This window comes from Vibrio sp. V42_P2S4T144, assembly GCF_009904715.1.
GTDB classification, from domain to species: Bacteria; Pseudomonadota; Gammaproteobacteria; order Enterobacterales; family Vibrionaceae; genus Vibrio; species Vibrio alginolyticus.
On record NZ_WXWS01000257.1, the window covers coordinates 1 to 18,667 of the forward strand.

16 protein-coding genes and 1 pseudogene are annotated in these 18,667 nt (G+C 44.6%); 5 read left to right on the forward strand and 12 right to left on the reverse strand.

Annotated features, from left to right (window positions below; translation table 11 throughout):
- Window positions 1-1,303: anti-phage deoxyguanosine triphosphatase (locus tag CAG68_RS08950; protein WP_161441022.1), on the forward strand; the 1,303-nt coding region annotated here is incomplete at its 5' end.
- A gap of 6 nt (window positions 1,304-1,309) precedes the next feature.
- Here CAG68_RS08950 and CAG68_RS08955 read toward each other — a convergent pair.
- Window positions 1,310-1,924: a tRNA-uridine aminocarboxypropyltransferase gene (locus CAG68_RS08955; protein ID WP_054575199.1), complete on the reverse strand. Its 615-nt coding sequence runs from the start codon at window positions 1,922-1,924 to the stop codon at window positions 1,310-1,312.
- Window positions 1,925-1,927: 3 nt separating this feature from the next.
- Here CAG68_RS08955 and rrtA point away from each other — a divergent pair, with 3 nt between their 5' ends.
- Entirely contained in the window at window positions 1,928-2,479 is a 552-nt protein-coding gene (gene rrtA / locus CAG68_RS08960; RefSeq protein ID WP_005382331.1) for a rhombosortase, read from the forward strand.
- 98 nt (window positions 2,480-2,577) lie between these two features.
- Here rrtA and CAG68_RS08965 read toward each other — a convergent pair whose 3' ends face one another.
- From CAG68_RS08965 to CAG68_RS22335, 8 genes and pseudogenes are all read right to left on the reverse strand, one after another.
- Window positions 2,578-2,862, reverse strand: a complete 285-nt coding sequence (locus CAG68_RS08965; RefSeq protein WP_031777211.1) for a ComEA family DNA-binding protein — start codon at window positions 2,860-2,862, stop codon at window positions 2,578-2,580.
- 255 nt (window positions 2,863-3,117) lie between these two features.
- Complete coding sequence (ppiD, locus tag CAG68_RS08970; protein WP_005382334.1) at window positions 3,118-4,977, reverse strand: peptidylprolyl isomerase; 1,860 nt, start codon at window positions 4,975-4,977, stop codon at window positions 3,118-3,120.
- A 201-nt stretch (window positions 4,978-5,178) separates the two neighbouring features.
- Window positions 5,179-5,451 carry an HU family DNA-binding protein gene (locus tag CAG68_RS08975; protein ID WP_005382341.1) on the reverse strand — a complete coding sequence of 91 codons (273 nt, stop codon included), beginning with the start codon at window positions 5,449-5,451 and terminating at the stop codon, window positions 5,179-5,181.
- A gap of 191 nt (window positions 5,452-5,642) precedes the next feature.
- Window positions 5,643-7,994 (reverse strand): endopeptidase La, encoded by a 2,352-nt coding sequence (lon, locus tag CAG68_RS08980; RefSeq protein WP_005382343.1) that lies wholly within the window; start codon window positions 7,992-7,994, stop codon window positions 5,643-5,645.
- A 130-nt stretch (window positions 7,995-8,124) separates the two neighbouring features.
- Entirely contained in the window at window positions 8,125-9,405 is a 1,281-nt protein-coding gene (gene clpX, locus CAG68_RS08985) for an ATP-dependent protease ATP-binding subunit ClpX (RefSeq protein WP_005382345.1), read from the reverse strand.
- A 70-nt stretch (window positions 9,406-9,475) separates the two neighbouring features.
- Window positions 9,476-10,102, reverse strand: a complete 627-nt coding sequence (gene clpP, locus CAG68_RS08990) for an ATP-dependent Clp endopeptidase proteolytic subunit ClpP (protein WP_005382347.1) — start codon at window positions 10,100-10,102, stop codon at window positions 9,476-9,478.
- 105 nt (window positions 10,103-10,207) lie between these two features.
- Window positions 10,208-11,515 carry a trigger factor gene (gene tig, locus CAG68_RS08995; RefSeq protein WP_005382251.1) on the reverse strand — a complete coding sequence of 436 codons (1,308 nt, stop codon included), beginning with the start codon at window positions 11,513-11,515 and terminating at the stop codon, window positions 10,208-10,210.
- A gap of 274 nt (window positions 11,516-11,789) precedes the next feature.
- Window positions 11,790-12,002: pseudogene (locus CAG68_RS22335) on the reverse strand (hypothetical protein).
- Window positions 12,003-12,041: 39 nt separating this feature from the next.
- On the opposite strand from CAG68_RS22335, the gene CAG68_RS09000 reads away from it, so the two are divergent.
- The 3 genes from CAG68_RS09000 to CAG68_RS22340 all read left to right on the forward strand — a co-directional run bounded on the left by CAG68_RS09000 (window position 12,042) and on the right by CAG68_RS22340 (window position 15,450).
- Window positions 12,042-13,847: a sensor histidine kinase gene (locus CAG68_RS09000; protein WP_086046594.1), complete on the forward strand. Its 1,806-nt coding sequence runs from the start codon at window positions 12,042-12,044 to the stop codon at window positions 13,845-13,847.
- Between the two features lie 4 nt (window positions 13,848-13,851).
- On the forward strand, window positions 13,852-15,189 hold the full coding sequence (locus CAG68_RS09005) for a sigma-54-dependent transcriptional regulator (protein WP_005382254.1): 1,338 nt from the start codon (window positions 13,852-13,854) through the stop codon (window positions 15,187-15,189).
- 78 nt (window positions 15,190-15,267) lie between these two features.
- Window positions 15,268-15,450 (forward strand): hypothetical protein, encoded by a 183-nt coding sequence (locus CAG68_RS22340; protein WP_021034161.1) that lies wholly within the window; start codon window positions 15,268-15,270, stop codon window positions 15,448-15,450.
- A 33-nt stretch (window positions 15,451-15,483) separates the two neighbouring features.
- On the opposite strand, the gene CAG68_RS09010 is transcribed toward CAG68_RS22340, so the two are convergent.
- The 3 genes from CAG68_RS09010 to CAG68_RS09020 form a co-directional block, all read right to left on the reverse strand.
- Complete coding sequence (locus CAG68_RS09010) at window positions 15,484-16,845, reverse strand: TRAP transporter large permease (protein WP_005382255.1); 1,362 nt, start codon at window positions 16,843-16,845, stop codon at window positions 15,484-15,486.
- A 3-nt stretch (window positions 16,846-16,848) separates the two neighbouring features.
- Window positions 16,849-17,523, reverse strand: a complete 675-nt coding sequence (locus CAG68_RS09015) for a TRAP transporter small permease (protein WP_005384308.1) — start codon at window positions 17,521-17,523, stop codon at window positions 16,849-16,851.
- A gap of 70 nt (window positions 17,524-17,593) precedes the next feature.
- Window positions 17,594-18,592, reverse strand: a complete 999-nt coding sequence (locus CAG68_RS09020; protein ID WP_053307498.1) for a TRAP transporter substrate-binding protein — start codon at window positions 18,590-18,592, stop codon at window positions 17,594-17,596.
- Window positions 18,593-18,667 lie beyond the last annotated feature (75 nt).

The following is an 18,667-nucleotide window of genomic DNA, read 5'->3' on the forward strand; positions in this document are numbered from 1 at the left end:
GCAATGGCAAGAGCGCCATGATGATGAGCATAAAATCCGTCGAGACGACCATCGGAGCCCGTACCAACGAGACCGAGCACGCATTCTTCACTCGGCTGCATTTCGACGCCTACAAGCAAAAACCCAAGTACACGGCAATAGCTTGGAAGACTTTCACCGCAGTCGGTTAACACACTCCTTAGAAGCGTCGCAACTCGGGACCGGTATCGTCGCCCAGTTAAAGAAAAAACAACCAGAGTTCCGTGAACTATTACCATCAGACAGCTTAATTGATTCATTATGTTTGGCTCACGACATCGGGCATCCTCCATACGGTCATGGGGGAGAAGTCGCTCTAAACTACGTAATGCGCGAACATGGCGGCTTCGAGGGGAACGCCCAAACCTTTCGTATCGTCACTAAGTTAGAGCCTTATACCGAGCATTTCGGAATGAATTTATCACGCCGCACGCTGTTTGGTTTGATTAAGTACCCTGCCCTCATTAGTCAAACACGCTCCGTCAAGTTGCCTCAACCAGCCGAGCATCAACGTAAACTAAAAGCAAAAGATTGGAGCCCAGCTAAAGGCATTTATGATTGTGATAAAGACTTATTTGATTGGGTAATTGCACCGCTTTCTGACAACGACAAGGCATTGCTTAGTCTGATGCGTTCAACGCCAGAATCGGAGTTTGAGCACAGTAAAACGCGTTTTAAATCAATCGACTGCTCAATCATGGAGCTAGCAGATGATATCGCCTACGGTGTTCATGATTTAGAAGATGCAATCGTACTTGGTATGGTGACACGTCAGCAATGGCAAGAAGGCGCAGCAAGTCAATTAGCGGACTGTGGCGACCCGTGGTTTGAAGCTCATATCGATTCCATCGGACAGATGCTATTTAGCGGTAAGCACCATGAGCGGAAAGATGCCATCGGTGGTATGGTTAACGCGCTACTGACCAGCATTTCAATCAAAGCGGTGGATGAGCCGTTTAATAACCCGTTACTGTCTTGGAATGCGTGTTTAGAACCACAGATGGCACGTGCACTTGACGTACTCAAGCACTTTGTCAGCACCTTCGTTATCCAAGTCCCGCAGGTCCAGATCGTTGAGTATAAGGGTCAGCAAATTATTATGGATATTTTTGAAGCGTTAACAGCAGACCCAGAGCGCTTACTACCCGTTCATACAAAAGAGCTGTGGTGTCAGGCGAAGAGCGAAAGCAATAAGATGAGGGTCATCGCCGATTACATTTCTGCAATGACCGATGGTCACGCACAAAAGCTACACCGCCAACTTTTCTCTTCCATCGTTCTTTAGTAACACTCAACCTTTCAAATAATTCTTTTCAAAAACGCCCGGAGGCATCTGGGCGATTTGGAATTCGATCATATTTTCAAAGGCATGCATAAGCGGTGTAAAGTCTCGCTCGGGTTCAAGCAAGCGAAGCGAATGATAACCTGCCTCGACTGTCGATAAGCTATTCTCAGAGGGCGCCTTACGAATGGTGTAGTGCCCTTGTAGTTGCTTAGGCAACTGCACGGTTGGGAGTGGATGTAAGTTGCTTGAGAGTTGCCACATTTTGTACGCTTTTTTCCACGTACCATCGAGCAAAATCAAACGTATTTTCTTAGATACACTATGACTCGCTTGAGTGATTTCAGAAATGCATCGTGACCCTTCTGATGGGTAAAGAACAAAATGTTGATATGACTCATCCGCTAATAAGTGATTTAAGACATCATCACAAGAAAAGTCCTCTCCTATCAAACAAATACAGTTATCTAAACTCAAATTGAGAATCCGTGCCGTACCAAGCGGACGATGTTCTTCACTCGTGTGCTGAAGAATGATAAGTTCTACCTCGCTTGCCAGCGGTACAATCCATTGGCAAATACACGCTTTTTGCGATTTTCCACAACGAGAACAATAACGAGACATAGAGTGAACCTTTATACCTTGCTGAGTATTATCAGCGTGATCTGTTTGATACTTCAATTTGAACCAATGGCAAGCCTAACCGAGTGGCACAGCTACAATATACGCCATGGTGAATGGTGGCGAATCGTAACAGGAAATCTCACACATACCAACTTTGCGCACTTAGGAATGAACCTCGCCGGATTGTGGATCATTACTTTTATTTTTCGCCCAAGCACTCGTAACTTCCTTATCGTTTTTTCAATCTTATGTGCATGTGTTGGTGCGCTGAATTTGTTTACCAACATGTCGGTGTACGTGGGTTTATCCGGCGTATTACACGGATTGTTTGGATTTTGGGCGCTCAGAGAAGTCTTTGAAAGCAGAAGAAGCAGTGTGTTGTTAGTCGGAGGGCTAATCGCCAAAGTAGCATGGGAGCAGGTCTATGGCCCATCAAGCAGTACTGCTGAGCTTATCGGTGCAAACGTTGCTATTGATGCTCATATGTTTGGCGCACTCGGTGGGTTAGTAATGGCTTTACTGGAAAAAGGCCTTCGCCGTCGTTTATTCGGATAAAAAATCCCGAACCACGAAAGAGGTGCTGGTTCGGGAAAGCAGTAATAGGGAAGCAGATATTGTTCTGAATTCAGACTCAATATCTGCAATACATCAAGCTACAGTAAAATGCGGTCTTCGTTTTTCTTAACTGTCGCTTCACCAATGCCTTTTACGCTCTTCAAATCTGCTGCCGTTTTAAAAGGGCCATGTTCCTCGCGGTAGTCCACTATACTCTGCGCTTTCTTCTCACCTATACCTTTCAACATGGTCGCAATTTCTTCAGCAGTGGCCGTGTTGATATTTACAGTAATTTCAATTCCTTCATATTTGTCAGTGGCTGAATCCGCAGCCATGCTAAAAGGTGCAAAAACAAATAAGCACAATGTCAAAATCCATTTCATATTGAACATACAATCTCCAAAATAGTAGGCTAAAAACAGTCATCGAGAGCGAGTCACTATCAAGTTTGCAATGGAAAGCAATATGGTTATGCATTTAACAAACTGAGATGACCCGGAATTCACAACGGCCGCTATCACTTAAACGCGCACTAATTTAAGTAATGCCTATTGATGATAGAAGTTCATAAAGACAAAAATAAAACGGACCGCTTATGCGGTCCGTTTTATTCAACATACAAATTACACTAATTGTGCTTAGTTGCTCACAACAAAGTACTCAATGTCAGTATTTGCACGCAGTACGGCTAGTACAGATGATAAGTCTTGCTGAGAAGATGCACGCTGCATTTGCATCGCAACTTGATCTTCTAACTCACTATCTAGCTCTGCGTTTACAGCATCAAGCTCGATGATAATGATGTTACCTTCAAGATCTTTAGACTGACCGTATACTGGTTTACCATCGACTGGTTTTGCCATCGCGAATACCGTTGTTGCCAACGGAGAACGACGATCTACTGTCTCTTGTTCACCAAAGGCAAGATTGTTTTCAGCAAGCACGTTCGTCTTACCTTCTTTCAATGCCGCAACGACTTGTGTTCCAAGCTCCATCGCTTCTTGCTCACCTTTAACACGAGATAGCTCTGCAACAACCTGATCTTTCACTTCTTCTAGTGGAAGAACTGTCTCGTCACGCGCATCTTCAACACGAACAACGATAATATGCTCAGGCGCAACTTCGATAGCTTCAGAGTTTAGGCCATCTTCTTTAACTTCAGGACTTAGGATAGCTTGCATTACAGCAGGGCTACGAAGCACTTCAGGTGCATCAACCTGAGAAATAAAGTCCGTTGTCTTCACTTCTTGGTTAACCGCTTGAGAAGCATCATACAATGAGTCTGGGTATTCAAACGCTACGCGCTCAAGCTCATTTTGCAACTCGTAGAATTGATCGATAGCTTGTTGGTCAACCATCTCTTGTTTGATTTCAGCAGCGACTTCTTCAAATGGCTTCGCCACAGAATCTTTTAGCTCTTCAAGCTTGATAATGTGATAGCCAAAGTCCGACTTTACTAGACCCGACGTATCGCCAGGATTCTTCAGTGCGAATGCCGCTTCTTCAAAAGCAGGGTCCATCACATCACGCTCGATCCAACCTAAGTCACCACCGTTTTCAGCGCTGCCAAAATCGTCAGATTTCTCTTGAGCAAGCGTCGCAAAATCTGCACCCGCGTTTAGCTCATCTAGGATAGCTTGCGCTTTTGCTTCATCGTCCCCTTCTACAAGAATGTGAGCGACACGGCGTTGCTCTTCTGAAGAGTATTTGTTTAAGTGCTCGTCGTAGTACTTTTTCACCTCAGCATCAGAAACATTAACTTGTTCCTTTAGCGCTTCAGCTGACAGTTCGATGTAAGAGACTTTAACCTGCTCTGGGCGTGTAAAGTTGTCTGGGTTTGCTTTGTAGTACTCTTGAATTTCTTCGTCGGTCAATTCAATATTTTTCGCGAACTCCGCTAAGTCGATCTGAATCGTGCGAATATCACGAGTTTGAGTGAACAGCTTGCCTTCTGCTTGTACTTCACCCGGCAGAATAAATTCACTGTTTTGTAGCGCATTCAGCAGTTGCTCACGAACCAATTCACGACGCATGTACTCAGCAAAAGAGTCTGGCGAAAAGCCTGCACGACGCAAAGAAGCTTGATAGATCTCTTGATCAAACTGACCATTAGATTGGAACTGAGGCATGTCTAGAATCATGCTACGCACTTGAGTGTCGCTGATTCGCAGACCCAAAGCTTCAGCTTGTTGGTCAAGCAACACGTCATTGATCATTCGATCTAAAACGGATTTGCGGAAAGATTCAACATATGCAGGGTCAGCCAGCATTTGAGAGAAGTAGTCACCCAACTGAGCTTGCATACGGTTACGCTCATTTTGGTATGCCATCTCGAACTCACCACGAGGAATCTCAGTGTTACCGACTTTCGCTGCAGAGTTGTTGCTACCACCAACGATGTAGCTACCTACACCTGCAAATACGAAAGACAGGATGATAAGTCCAAGGATAATTTTGACCGCGATGCTATTCACGCCTTCGCGTAGTCGATCCATCATAATTTAACTGCTCTCCACAATTGAAGCCTACTGCTTCTATCTAATAGAAATAATGGCGCAATAATATCAGAAAAAGAAATGCGCATCAGTATGATGCGCATAATTTAAGAAAGTTCGGCTCGAAGTTTGTAAATTTTTGTTCGAAACTTATTGTTTGAGCAAAAGTTAAGCAAATGGCCGGTTACAGAAATAACGCCGTGATTAGTTACAAGCGTCTTTCAGTGCTTTACCAGCTTTGAAAGCTGGTACTTTTGCTTCTGCGATTTGGATTTCTTCACCAGTTTTTGGGTTACGACCAGTACGTGCAGCACGAGTACGAACGCTGAATGTACCAAAGCCAACTAGAGCGACTTGATCACCAGATTGAAGAGTTCCGCTTACTGCTTCGATGAATGCATCTAGAGCACGACCCGCTGACGCTTTAGAAATATCTGCATTTTCTGCGATTTGTTCTACTAACTGAGTTTTATTCACTGTAATTTCCCCTTTGTGTCATCTGTGATTATTTTTGTGATGACTTTCGTTCCATTGTTAAGAAAATATGCTCCACCCCTTATTCATCAAGGGCTGGCAGCTATCGAAACTAACTTAGCGCCCAAAAAAAACGCTGACAAGCCTTTTTGGGCTTATCAGCGTAAACTTTTACTTATTTTTGCTACACATCACTATTTTTGAGACTCAAACTCAACGCCCGTCGGGTCTCGCTCTAGTGCGACTTTCAGTACTTCATCAATCCACTGTACAGGGATAACTTCCAGATCCGCGATAACATTATCAGGAATCTCTTCCAAATCACGCTCGTTATCTTTTGGAATTAGCACTGTCTTAATGCCACCACGGTGTGCCGCAAGTAACTTCTCTTTTAGGCCGCCGATAGGTAGAACCTCACCACGCAGTGTGATTTCACCCGTCATCGCTACTTCTGCTTTCACAGGGTTGCCTGTTAGAGAAGAAACCAATGCTGTACACATTGCTGTACCCGCACTTGGGCCATCTTTTGGTGTCGCGCCTTCCGGGACGTGTACGTGAATATCTTTCTTCTCGTAGAAGTCAGTATTGATACCTAGCTTTTCTGCACGAGAGCGAACCACTGTCATTGCTGCTTGGATAGACTCTTGCATCACATCACCAAGAGAACCCGTTTGTGTCAGCTTACCTTTACCTGGCATTGATTGAGTTTCAATCGTTAATAGATCGCCACCCACTTCGGTCCAAGCTAGGCCAGTTACTTGACCAATTCGGTTACTTTCATCCGCTTTACCGTAATCGAAACGTTGAACACCTAAGTACTCTTTTAGGTTGTCCATCGTTACCGTTACTGACTTGATGTCCTTATCCAGCAAGATGTTCTTCACCGCTTTACGGCAGATCTTAGAAATCTCACGCTCTAAGTTACGGACACCCGCTTCACGCGTGTAGTAACGAATGATGCCAATAATCGCAGAATCTTCAATGACGATCTCATCCGCTTTCAAGCCATTACGCTTCACTTGTTTATCAACAAGGTGACGTTTTGCAATGTTCAGCTTCTCGTCTTCGGTGTAACCAGATAAACGAATAACTTCCATACGGTCTAACAATGGACCCGGGATGTTCATCGAGTTCGATGTCGCAACAAACATAACGTCAGAGAGATCGTAATCCACTTCTAGGTAGTGATCGTTGAACGAGTTATTCTGTTCAGGATCAAGTACTTCTAGTAGAGCCGATGCCGGATCACCACGCATATCGGAAGACATTTTGTCGATTTCGTCCAATAAGAACAGCGGGTTCTTCACACCAACCTTCGACATCTTCTGGATCAATTTGCCTGGTAATGAGCCGATATAAGTACGACGATGACCACGAATTTCCGCTTCATCACGCACACCACCCAACGCCATACGAACATACTTACGGCCTGTAGCTGAAGCAATTGAACGACCAAGAGATGTTTTACCGACACCAGGAGGACCAACAAGACAAAGGATAGGGCCTTTTAGCTTGTTGATACGGTTTTGAACCGCCAGGTATTCAAGGATACGTTCTTTGACGCGTTCTAGACCGTAGTGATCTTCATTAAGAACCTCTTCTGCTTTCGCTAAGTTTTTCTTAACTTTTGAGCGCTTAGCCCAAGGAACGCTGACCATCCAATCGATGTAGCTACGAACCACTGTTGCTTCAGCAGACATTGGAGACATCATCTTAAGCTTTTGCAGCTCTTGCTCTGTCTTTTCACGTGCCTCTTGAGGCATTTTTGATTCGTCAATCTTCTTCTGTAGCGTTTCGAACTCGTCTGGTGCGTCTTCCATCTCACCAAGTTCTTTCTGAATCGCTTTCATTTGCTCATTCAGATAATACTCACGCTGAGATTTTTCCATTTGCTTTTTAACGCGACCACGAATTCGTTTTTCAACTTGCAGCAAGTCGATCTCTGATTCCATCTGGCCCATCAGGAATTCCAGACGCTCAGTGACGTCAACAATTTCAAGCACTTGCTGCTTATCTACCAACTTTAACGGCATATGAGCCGCAATGGTATCCGCTAAGCGTGCGGCTTCGTCGATACCATTAAGTGACGTTAGCACTTCTGGTGGAATCTTCTTGTTTAGCTTAATGAACCCTTCAAACTGATTAATCGCGCTGCGAACAATCACTTCTTGCTCACGCTCATCCAATTCTGGCGTAACAACAAATTCAGCTTCCGCTAGGAAGAAGTCACTCTCTTTAAAGTGATTAATTTTTGCTCGCTGCTGGCCTTCGACCAATACTTTTACTGTGCCATCCGGAAGCTTCAAGAGCTGGAGAATGGTGGCTACCGTACCTACGTCAAATAGGTCGTCAACCGTAGGCTCGTCAGTATCCGCTTGCTTTTGTGCCACAAGAAGAACTTGTTTGTTGGTTTCCATCGCCGTTTCTAGACAGCTAATCGATTTCTCACGACCAACAAACAATGGAATAACCATGTGTGGGTAGACCACTACGTCACGTAGAGGTAGTACCGGGATCTCGATACGCTCGGAACGTTCCAAGTTCATATAATTCTCTCTTCCGCTTTCACGTTTAACGTATTACTTAAGGCAGTATATGGGGGCTAATTGTTTGGATTCAATAAGAGAAATAAAAAAAGGAGGTAATTACTTACCTCCTTTTTCATTATGGCTGAATTTACTCTGCTCCAGCTGCCTGATTGTCTGCGTTACTGTAAATAAGCAGTGGCTCTGACTCGCCATTAATGACGGACTCATCAATCACGACTTTACTAACGTCTGTTGCAGATGGTAATTCGTACATGGTTTCAAGTAGCACGCCTTCAAGAATCGAGCGTAAGCCACGAGCACCTGTTTTACGCTCCATTGCTTTTTTCGCGATAGCGCGCAGCGCATCTTCACGGAATTCAAGTTCAGCGTTTTCCAGCTCAAACAATGCTGCATATTGCTTGGTCAGTGCGTTCTTCGGTTCGCATAGGATCTGAATCAATGCTTCTTCATCAAGCTCAGTCAGTGTTGTTGTTACAGGTAGACGACCAATGAATTCTGGAATGAGGCCGTACTTCACTAAGTCTTCAGGTTCAACTTGAGTAAATAGCTCACCTACTGTCTTCGATTCATTCTTCGAACGAACTTCAGCACCAAAGCCAATACCTGTACCTGTTGCAACACGCTGCTCAATCACTTTGTCTAAGCCAGCAAAAGCACCACCACAGATGAACAGGATCTTAGATGTGTCCACTTGTAGGAATTCTTGCTGAGGATGCTTACGACCACCTTGAGGTGGAACCGATGCAACCGTACCTTCGATAAGTTTTAGTAGCGCCTGCTGAACACCTTCACCAGATACGTCACGCGTAATAGATGGGTTTTCAGCTTTGCGTGAAATCTTATCAATTTCATCAATGTAAACGATGCCGCGTTCCGCTTTAGCTACATCGTAATCACATTTTTGCAGAAGCTTTTGGATGATGTTTTCAACGTCTTCACCTACGTAACCGGCTTCGGTTAGTGTCGTCGCGTCTGCCATTGTAAATGGCACATCCAAGAATCGAGCTAATGTCTCCGCAAGTAGTGTTTTACCGCTACCTGTAGGACCAATTAGAAGGATGTTACTCTTACCAAGCTCCACACCTTCGCTCGTTGTATCACCATTGCGTAAACGCTTGTAGTGGTTATATACCGCAACTGCGAGCACTTTTTTCGCGTAATCTTGCCCGATCACATAGTCATCAAGGTGTTCACGGATCTGTTTTGGCGTTGGTAACGCTTCAGATTCTTTCTTAGGGAGAACATCCTTGATTTCTTCGCGAATAATATCGTTACATAGGTCGACACACTCGTCGCAAATGTACACTGACGGACCTGCGATTAGCTTGCGAACTTCGTGCTGACTTTTGCCGCAGAAAGAACAGTACAGCAATTTACCGCTGCCACTTTCTTTGCTTTTATCTGTCATTCGCTAACCTCTTAGCCTTTACTCTTCATGAATGAGTGTATATCAATTTTTGCCAAAATGCGCTGGCTAATTACTCGCCACGGTGGCTTAACACTGCATCCACGATACCGTATTCCACAGCCTGCTCTGATGACATGAAGTTATCACGATCAGTATCGCGCTCAATGACTTCAAGAGGTTGGCCTGTATGTTCTGCTAACAACTTGTTTAGCTTCTGTTTAATCGTCAGGATTTCCTGAGCATGGATTTGGATATCAGAAGCTTGACCCTGGAAACCACCCAATGGTTGGTGGATCATTACACGAGAGTTAGGCAGTACGTAACGCTTACCTGGCGCACCACCTGCAAGCAGGAAGGCACCCATTGAACATGCTTGCCCCATACACACAGTGCTGACATTTGGCTTAATGAACTGCATGGTATCGTAAATAGACATACCAGCTGTTACGCTGCCGCCTGGCGAGTTGATGTATAGGAAAATATCTTTATCTGGATTTTCAGATTCTAGGAAAAGTAGCTGAGCCACGACAAGGTTTGCCATGTGGTCTTCCACTTGACCCGTTAAAAAAATCACGCGCTCTTTCAGCAGACGTGAGTAGATGTCGTAAGAGCGTTCGCCTCGGGAAGTTTGTTCAACCACCATTGGTACTAGCGCGTCCATAATTGGCGACATTGCATTTTTTTCTTGGTAGCTCATATTCTTATGTCCCTAAAATAAATGGCCCGGATGATGACTATCATACGGACCATTGTTAGCAGAATAGTTAACGTTAAGTCAACCTTCTACGCAAGATATTGCTTATTAAGCAGCAGGTTGTTGTTGGTTAAGTAGCTCGTTGAAGCCTACTTCTTTCTCAGAAACCTGTGCTTTAGCGATGATCGCGTCGATTGCTTGCTCTTCTAGAGCTACGTTGCGCATGTTGTTCATCATTTCTTCGTTTTGCTCGTAGTAAGCAATAACTTCTGATGGATCTTCGTATGCAGTAGCCATTTCTTCGATTAGAGCTTTAACTTTCTCGTCGTCCGCTTTTAGCTCTTCAGATTTGATTACTTCACCTAGTAGAAGACCAACAACAACGCGACGTTTAGCTTGTTCTTCGAACAGTTCACGTGGAAGCTGAGCAGCAGCTTCTGGGTTACCACCGAAGCGTTGTGCAGCTTGTTGACGTAGAACTTGGATTTCTTGCTCGATAAGCGCTGATGGTACGTTGATGTCGTTTTGCTCAACTAGACCGTCAATCGCTTGCTCTTTGATGCGGTTCTTAACAGCTTGCTTAAGTTCGCGTTCCATGTTCTTACGAACTTCAGCTTTAAGTGCTTCAACACCACCTTCAACAACACCGAACTTAGCAACGAACTCATCGTTTAGTTCTGGAAGTTCACGAGCTTCAACTTTATTCACTTTGATTGCGAACTTAGCTGCTTTACCTTTTAGGTTTTCAGCGTGGTAATCTTCTGGGAAAGTCACGTCGATGTCGAATTCCATACCAGCAGTTTTACCTGCGATACCGTCTTCGAAACCAGGGATCATGCGACCAGCACCCATTTCTAGAGGGAAGTTCTCAGCTTTACCGCCTTCGAACTCTTCACCGTCGATAGAACCAACGAAGTCGATGCTTACGCGTTTGCCATCTTCTGCTGCTTCTTCAACTTCAACCCAAGTTGCTTGTTGCTTACGTAGAGTATCGATCATCTCTTCTACGTCTGCATCTTTAACTTCTGTTAATGGTTTTTCAACAGTGATGCTCTCTAGGCCTTTAAGCTCAACTTCTGGGTAAACTTCAAAAGTTGCAGTGAAAACTAGGTCTGAACCTTCTTTGTTCTCTACAGGAGCGAAAGTTGGAGCGCCAGCTGGGTTGATTTTCTCTTTAACGATAGCTTCGATGAAGTGGCGTTGCATTACTTCACCAAGAACGTCTTGACGTACTGCTTTGCCGTACATCTTAGCAACCATTTTTAGAGGCACTTTACCCTTACGGAAACCATCGAAACGACGGTTTTTAGCGATGTTGCGTAGTTCAGCTGTTACAGCGTCTTCGATGTTTGCAGCTGGAACAGTAATGTTTAGACGGCGCTCTAGGCCCTCTAGCGTTTCAACAGTAACTTGCATTATATATAAACCTCTAAAGTGGCTCGGTTTTCCGAGCGTATGAGCGAAACTCAGAGGAGCTTACGCTTCATCCTTGTGTAGTGTTCTGTCCGAACACCTAATTTAAAATCGAGTATCGATACTGGTTGTCAGTACCGGACTAATCAGTGATATCTTCGATAAAATAACCAAAGGTATCTCCTATTAGCCTCAGGACAGAATTTTTAGACGCGACATTCTAGCGATCTGTCGCAACCCTGTCGAGCCAATAGCCACTATGTGGACATTGTCTGCGCTAAATTCTCGAATGCTGACCCATTTTTTCTTCAAAAATGCGATTCAGACACCGTCTAAGCATTGCCAGCATATCTAGAATGGGGACAATAGCGACTTTTTCAAGAGAATCGACCGGTTTTTTTATCGAAAAGCCTAAAAAGAGATCTTGCTCTTGTTTTACTCCACAGAGTTGAAAACTAAATCCCTAATCCTTCCTACAAACTATTAACATTTTCTTACGTGACCAAAGGAAGTTGTAAGGAGTGTAAGGATGTCGCAAAAAAAACGGATTCTGCTGACATTTTTTGCTTTCTATTTCCTGTGCGCAATTATCGGTGGCCATTGGGTTTGGCAGACCAGTTATCAATCTCTACTTGATAAACACCAATCACAGCTTGAGCAATTTTCTGGCCATATAAAAAATAAACTCGATAAGTACGCCCATATCCCAAATCTTCTCGCTAAAGATGATCCTCTTTATCAAGCGCTTCTGCACCCCAACAACAGTGCGCAACTGGAAATCACTAATCGGTATTTAGAATCCGTTAATGGCGTGATTGAAGCAGCGGATACGTACTTAATCGATCAATGGGGTACAACGATCGCCGCCAGCAACTGGCGTAAAGAGCGCTCCTTTATCGGGCGAAATTTTGCATTTCGCCCTTATTTCAAACAAGCCATTGTAGGCAAAAGAAGCCAATACTACGCACTGGGCTCAACATCTGGTAAACGTGGCTACTACTATTCTTATCCCATCATATACGCTGGCGGTGTACTTGGTGTCGTCGTGGTGAAGATGGACCTAAGTAAGATAGAGGACAACTGGCAGCAACCAAACAGTGTTTTTGTCGCCAGCGACCCATACGGAATTGTTTTTATGAGTAGCCGAAGTGAATGGCTACTCAAAAGCTTACAGCCGCTGACAAAAAAAGAGAAAAAGCAAGTTTGGGCAAGCCAACAATATCTTGATGCGCCAATTGAAACGCTTGGATTAGTGGGTAGTTTGGACGAGGTGCATTCTGAGCTTAAACAAGGTTACCCATACAATAAAGGAACCTTCGTGGTCTCTTCGCTGCCCCTTCCCGAACTCAAACTGACAATTCGTGTGCTGTCTCCTAAACAGTCGATCGTTTGGTTCACCATGGGTTACATCTTTGTACTCACTCTAGCATTCATGGTTTTGTTTTTAATTGGTCAGCTTATCTATCACCGTCAACAGCGTCACTTGCAACTTGAACGAATTCAACAAGAAGCAAATCAAAAGTTGGAATATCAAGTCATGGCACGGACTGCCGAGTTGCAAGCGGAGATCGCACAGCGTATCGATACCGAGCAAACTTTACGCGTTACTCAAGACGAATTGGTGCAAGCAGCGAAACTCGCGGTGTTAGGACAAATGTCGGCCAGTATCAGCCATGAACTGAATAATCCACTTGCGGCAATTCGTAGCTTTGCGGAGAACGGCAAGCTGTTTCTAAAAAAAGAAAAATATGAGCGAGTGGAAGATAATCTCACTCGCATTTCTGCTCTCACTGACCGTATGGCAAATATCAGTCAGCAACTTCGCTCCTTCGCAAAAAAAACCAGTGGTGACGAGTTGGCTCAATCTCGATTGTTCCCTGTGATTGCCTCTGTAAAAGAACTGATGAAGCCCGCATTTAAATCAGGGCGCGTCACGTTAGAAACAAATTTGCCAGAGCATGATGTTGAAGTGCAGATCAATATTATTCAACTGGAGCAAGTGTTGGTCAATTTACTGACTAATGCGATAGAAGCACTCAAAGAACAACAAGACAAACAGGTAGAATTATCTGTAGAACACGATGAGCACACTGATTTGGTTTGGATTCATGTTGATGATAATGGCCCAGGGCTTGGCTCTTTCTCACTTTCTGATTTATGTGAACCGTTTCTAACCACTAAACTGAACGGTTTAGGTTTGGGTCTCTCTATCTCGCAACAAATCTTAGCCAGTATGAATGGAAAATTATGTGCCCATAATCGAGAACAAGGCGGCGCTCGATTCTCATTGTGTTTACCTATCACTTCTTACAACACTGAACCATCAAAAGGATAAGATCATGTGTCAGGTGTTTTTTATTGATGATGAGGCCGATCTCAGAATCGCTATAGAACAGACCTTTGAACTTGCGGATATCGACGCCAAGTTTTTTGTGGATGCAGAATCGGCTTTAATAGCGATGCAGCAAGGGGAAGAAGCTGGCGTCGTGGTCACTGATATCTGTTTGCCGGGCATTTCTGGTATGGATATGCTGACAACTTTGACTCAACGCGATGCAAACTTACCCGTCATCATGATCACTGGACACGGTGATATTTCCATGGCTGTGCAAGCCCTTCATCAAGGCGCTTACGACTTTATTGAGAAACCTTTTGCGCCAGAACATTTGGTTGAAACGGTTAAGCGGGCGATTGAGAAGCGCAAACTAACCAATGAAAATGAAAAACTGCGCCTGTCACTTAAAGCCAGTAAAACCCTTGGTCCACGAGTTATTGGTGAAACCTCTAGCATCCAAATATTACGAGAGACCATCACCCAAATCGCCGATACCGACGCCGATATTTTATTGTTTGGTGAGACCGGTACAGGGAAAGAGTTAATCGCTCGTTCTTTACATGAGCAAAGCTCTCGCCGGAACCAAAACTTTGTCGCCGTAAATTGTGGAGCGGTTCCAGAGAACTTAATTGAGAGTGAACTCTACGGCCATGAAAAAGGCGCATTCACTGGCGCCGAAAGCCGTCGTATCGGTAAATTTGAGTTTGCACAAGGCGGCACACTTTTCTTGGATGAGATCGAGTCGATGCCTATCCAAGCCCAAATTCGTTTATTGAGGGTATTACAAGAGCGCGTGATTGAGCGTGTCGGTTCCAATGAATTATTGCCTTTAGATATTCGAGTGATTGCCGCAACAAAGGTCGATTTAAAACACGCAGCTGAAGAAGGTACTTTCCGTCAGGACCTCTATTATCGGCTCAATGTCGTGACCTTGGATCTCCCGCCACTACGCGAACGAAAAGAAGACATTCCCGCCCTCTTTCACCACTTTCTGTTGGTAGCAGCTTCACGTTATGGCAAAAGCTCACCTAGCTTGTCACCCCAAGATCTAGCGCAACTGATGAGCCATGACTGGCCTGGCAATGTTCGAGAACTCAGAAATGCTGCAGAGCGTTTTGTGCTATTGGGTAAGTTAATTCAGTTGGGAGAATCGAACCCAGTTGCTAAGTCTTCCTCAAGCCTTGCAGAGCAAGTGGCGGAGTTTGAGAGAGCAGCCATTGAAGGCGCTTTATTAGAAAACAACGGTAGTATTAAACAGACAATGTGCCAATTGAATGTGCCAAGAAAAACCCTTTACGACAAGATGCAGCGCTACCAAATAAATAAAGACCTTTACAAATAAAACACGTTCAAATAGCTGGCATTATATTCAACTTGAATCATAATTTTTAACAACGGATTTATCATGGTTGTTATAGATATGAACGAAAAAGTGAGAATACCGATTGTTACAGATACCGTGCTCGTAGACGGTTGCTATCAAGAAGAGAGAAGATTCGGTGAAGAGCGTCGTAAAAATAAAAAGAGGTGGCGACACTATGAACGTCGAATTAATTCAGACCCGCGCAAAACTTGTTACAAGTCAATAGACGAAGAGGTGTGAATTCTCACACCTCTTTCTACTTTCTGGCTTCCATTACTTGGTAATGATCTCCGGCCCCATCAAGGTAGTAGGCAACCAAGTCGAAACCCATGGTACATATGTGACGATAATTAGGAATAAGAACATCACTCCAACCCAGGGTAATGCTGCCTTCACTACGTTCATCATCGACATTTTGGCAACACCAGCGGTCACAAATAAGTTAAGACCCACGGGCGGCGTTATCATTCCTATCTCCATATTCACCACCATCATTATGCCCAAATGAATTGGGTCTATGCCTAATGCAATCGCAATTGGGAACACGAGCGGCGCAACAATGATCAACAAGCCTGATGGCTCCATGAACTGACCACCAATCAACAACAAGACGTTCACCACAATCAAGAAAGTGATGGGTCCGAGACCAGCCGAGAGCATCGACTCGGTGATCATTTGCGGGATGCGTTCTTCCGTTAAAACATGCTTCAAAATTAAGGCATTAGCAATGATGAACAGCAGCATGATGGTGAGTTTGCCCGCTTCATACAGGGTGTGTTTGGTGTCTTTATGAACAAAGGTTTGGAAGATTTTAACGAGCGCAGGTTTAGTGTTTTTCTTGTCTGCAAATGGCCCCATGTCTTTGTATACAAAGTTAGCAATAAAGAACGAGTACACAGCAGCGACCGCAGCGGCTTCTGTCGGCGTAAAGATACCGCCATAGATACCACCAAGAATGATGACGACCAACAACAAGCCCCAGCTTGCATCCTTGGCGGCATCAAAGGTTTCTTTCCAACCGACAAAAGGTTGTTTTGGAAGGTTCTTGATTCTCGCGGCAATGTAAATCGCGATCATCAACATGACACCCGCCAGCAAACCGGGAATCACACCACCAAGGAACATACGTCCAACTGACACATCCGTTGCGGCTGCATACACCACCATCACAATCGAAGGTGGGATCAAAATCCCTAGCGTACCTGCGTTACAAATTACCCCAGAGGCAAACTCTTTTGAGTAACCGTTTTTGATCATACCTGCGATAACAATACTACCTATGGCAACAACCGTTGCAGGTGAGGAACCTGACAACGCGGCAAACATCATACACGCTACAACCGAAGCCATCGCCAAACCGCCGCGGAACCAGCCTACAATGGCAATGGCGAAACGAATGATCCGCTTTGCTACGCCACCCGTAGACATAAAGCTTGAAGCCAATATAAAGAATGGAATAGCCAACAGCGTGTAGTGGCCCGCGAATGCATTAAACAGCGTTTGAGCAACTGACGCTAAAGAGGCATCCGAATGCATTAAAAGGAAAAGAACACTGGACAGGCCCAGCGAAATAGCAATTGGCACGCCAACCAGCATAAAGCCAATTACCATCAAAAATAGAAATAAGATATCCATGGCTTATTGCTCCTTGTTTTTAGCGTCTTGCGAGGCTTTTGGAGCCATTACGTCTTCAGCGTCACTCATCTCAGCTTTAAGAGATTCGAGCTCTTCCTCCGCTTCATGTCCTGCAATCAAGCGATCGAGCTTACCAGTAGCGATTTGCCACGTGACTTGAACAAATCTAAACGTTAGTAGCGCCATTCCAAGTGGCAAAGCGAAGTAAGGAATAAAACGTGGCAGCTTTTCATAACGCTCTCCCTCATTTAACCAGTCGGCCATGAACTGGAGTATTTCAGGCATCGGAATATCGTCCGTTTCATACCACGCTCGGTCAGTAGCGAACGGATACCAGTAGTTCCAAGCGCCAATTAACAGCAAAATAGAGAAGGCTAAGCAACACATTGCTGCAAAAAGCGCCAGGGCTTTTCGTTTACCTTCCGGAACGATGTTAATAATGACATCGACACCAATATGAAAGTGTTTTTTCACACCATAAGATGCGCCAACCAACACCATCCATGCGAACATGAAAACGGTGAGCTCAAGCGCCCAAAGAATATTGTCGTTAAAGACATAACGAAAGATGACATTGGCAAAGGTCAGCAAGGTCATGGCACCCAAGAAGAAAGCAATCAAAGTCTCTTCAATGGCATCGGTGATTCGTCCAGCCTTGGCAAAAAAAGTCTGTTCCATAATTACATCACGTCGTCTGTAGAGGGAAAGAGCCCCCTTAGTTTGAGAGGGCTAAATGTGCTAGGTGTTATTATTTTTGGTTAGACGCCAAAGCGGCTTCGATTAGGTCAGAACCAATGTCTTTTTCGAACTTCTTCCATACTGGTTGAAGTGCAGTGACCCATTCTTGGCGCTGTTCTGGCGTTAGAGTACGAACCACACCACCGGCTTCGATGATATTGTTCTTATTCGCAAGGTTTACTTTGGTTGACTCAGCATTACGCTGCGCAGTTACCTCTTGAATAATGGTATTTAACTGCTCGCGCTGATCATCTGGTAGGTTTTTCCAGAAGTCGTTTGACGTCACAACTAAGTAATCCAGAATTCCGTGGTTCGTTTCCGTAATGCCATCTTGAACTTCGAAGAATTTTTTGCCGTAAATGTTTGACCAAGTATTTTCTTGACCATCAATAACCTTGGTTTGCAAGCCGCCGTAAACTTCTTTGAACGACATTTTTTGTGGGTTAGCACCTAGCTGCTCAAACTGAGCAACGAGTACATCAGAGGCTTGAACACGGAACTTAAGTCCTTCAGCATCAGTTGGAGAAATGAGCGGCTTGTTGGCTGACATTTGCTTCATGCCGTTATGCCAAAACGCAATGCCTTGTAGGCCACGACGTTTCATTGAATTTTTCAGCTTTTCACCCGCTTCCGAGTTTTGGAAACGGTCAACCGCGTCGACATCATCGAACAAGAAAGGAAGATCGAAAAGGCGGTACTTCTTGGTGAATTTCTCAAACTTAGAAAGAGAAGGAGCAGCGAGTTGAACATCACCATTCAGTAGCGCTTCCAACACTTTGTCATCATCATAAAGTGTTGAGTTAGGAAACACCTGCATACAGACTTTACCGTTCATCTCTTCGTTGACGCGCTTTTCAAGTAACGAAGCCGCGATGCCTTTAGGGTGTTTGTCCGCGTTCGTTACATGGCTAAACTTGATGACCGTTTCACCCGGGTCACAATTTGCGGCAGCATTAAAACTGGTAACAGCAAGTGCAGAGACAGATAGTAGAGTTAGAGGCTTAAGCATTATTATTCTCCTTGTTGAATCACATCCCATCCCGTCCATGAGTAACTAGGTGTTAGGCGATGGGTACGGATGTTC

Excerpts from the sequence above, each read along its gene's own strand:
- CAG68_RS08955 (WP_054575199.1), bottom strand. The coding sequence starts at position 1,924 with ATGTCTCGTTATTGTTCTCGTTGTGGAAAATCGCAAAAAGCGTGTATT.
- CAG68_RS08965 (WP_031777211.1), bottom strand. The coding sequence starts at position 2,862 with ATGAAATGGATTTTGACATTGTGCTTATTTGTTTTTGCACCTTTTAGC.
- ppiD (WP_005382334.1), bottom strand. The coding sequence starts at position 4,977 with ATGATGGATCGACTACGCGAAGGCGTGAATAGCATCGCGGTCAAAATT.
- lon (WP_005382343.1), bottom strand. The coding sequence starts at position 7,994 with ATGAACTTGGAACGTTCCGAGCGTATCGAGATCCCGGTACTACCTCTA.
- clpX (WP_005382345.1), bottom strand. The coding sequence starts at position 9,405 with ATGACAGATAAAAGCAAAGAAAGTGGCAGCGGTAAATTGCTGTACTGT.
- clpP (WP_005382347.1), bottom strand. The coding sequence starts at position 10,102 with ATGAGCTACCAAGAAAAAAATGCAATGTCGCCAATTATGGACGCGCTA.
- tig (WP_005382251.1), bottom strand. The coding sequence starts at position 11,515 with ATGCAAGTTACTGTTGAAACGCTAGAGGGCCTAGAGCGCCGTCTAAAC.
- CAG68_RS09000 (WP_086046594.1), top strand. The coding sequence starts at position 12,042 with ATGTCGCAAAAAAAACGGATTCTGCTGACATTTTTTGCTTTCTATTTC.
- CAG68_RS09005 (WP_005382254.1), top strand. The coding sequence starts at position 13,852 with ATGTGTCAGGTGTTTTTTATTGATGATGAGGCCGATCTCAGAATCGCT.
- CAG68_RS22340 (WP_021034161.1), top strand. The coding sequence starts at position 15,268 with ATGAACGAAAAAGTGAGAATACCGATTGTTACAGATACCGTGCTCGTA.
- CAG68_RS09010 (WP_005382255.1), bottom strand. The coding sequence starts at position 16,845 with ATGGATATCTTATTTCTATTTTTGATGGTAATTGGCTTTATGCTGGTT.
- CAG68_RS09015 (WP_005384308.1), bottom strand. The coding sequence starts at position 17,523 with ATGGAACAGACTTTTTTTGCCAAGGCTGGACGAATCACCGATGCCATT.
- CAG68_RS09020 (WP_053307498.1), bottom strand. The coding sequence starts at position 18,592 with ATGCTTAAGCCTCTAACTCTACTATCTGTCTCTGCACTTGCTGTTACC.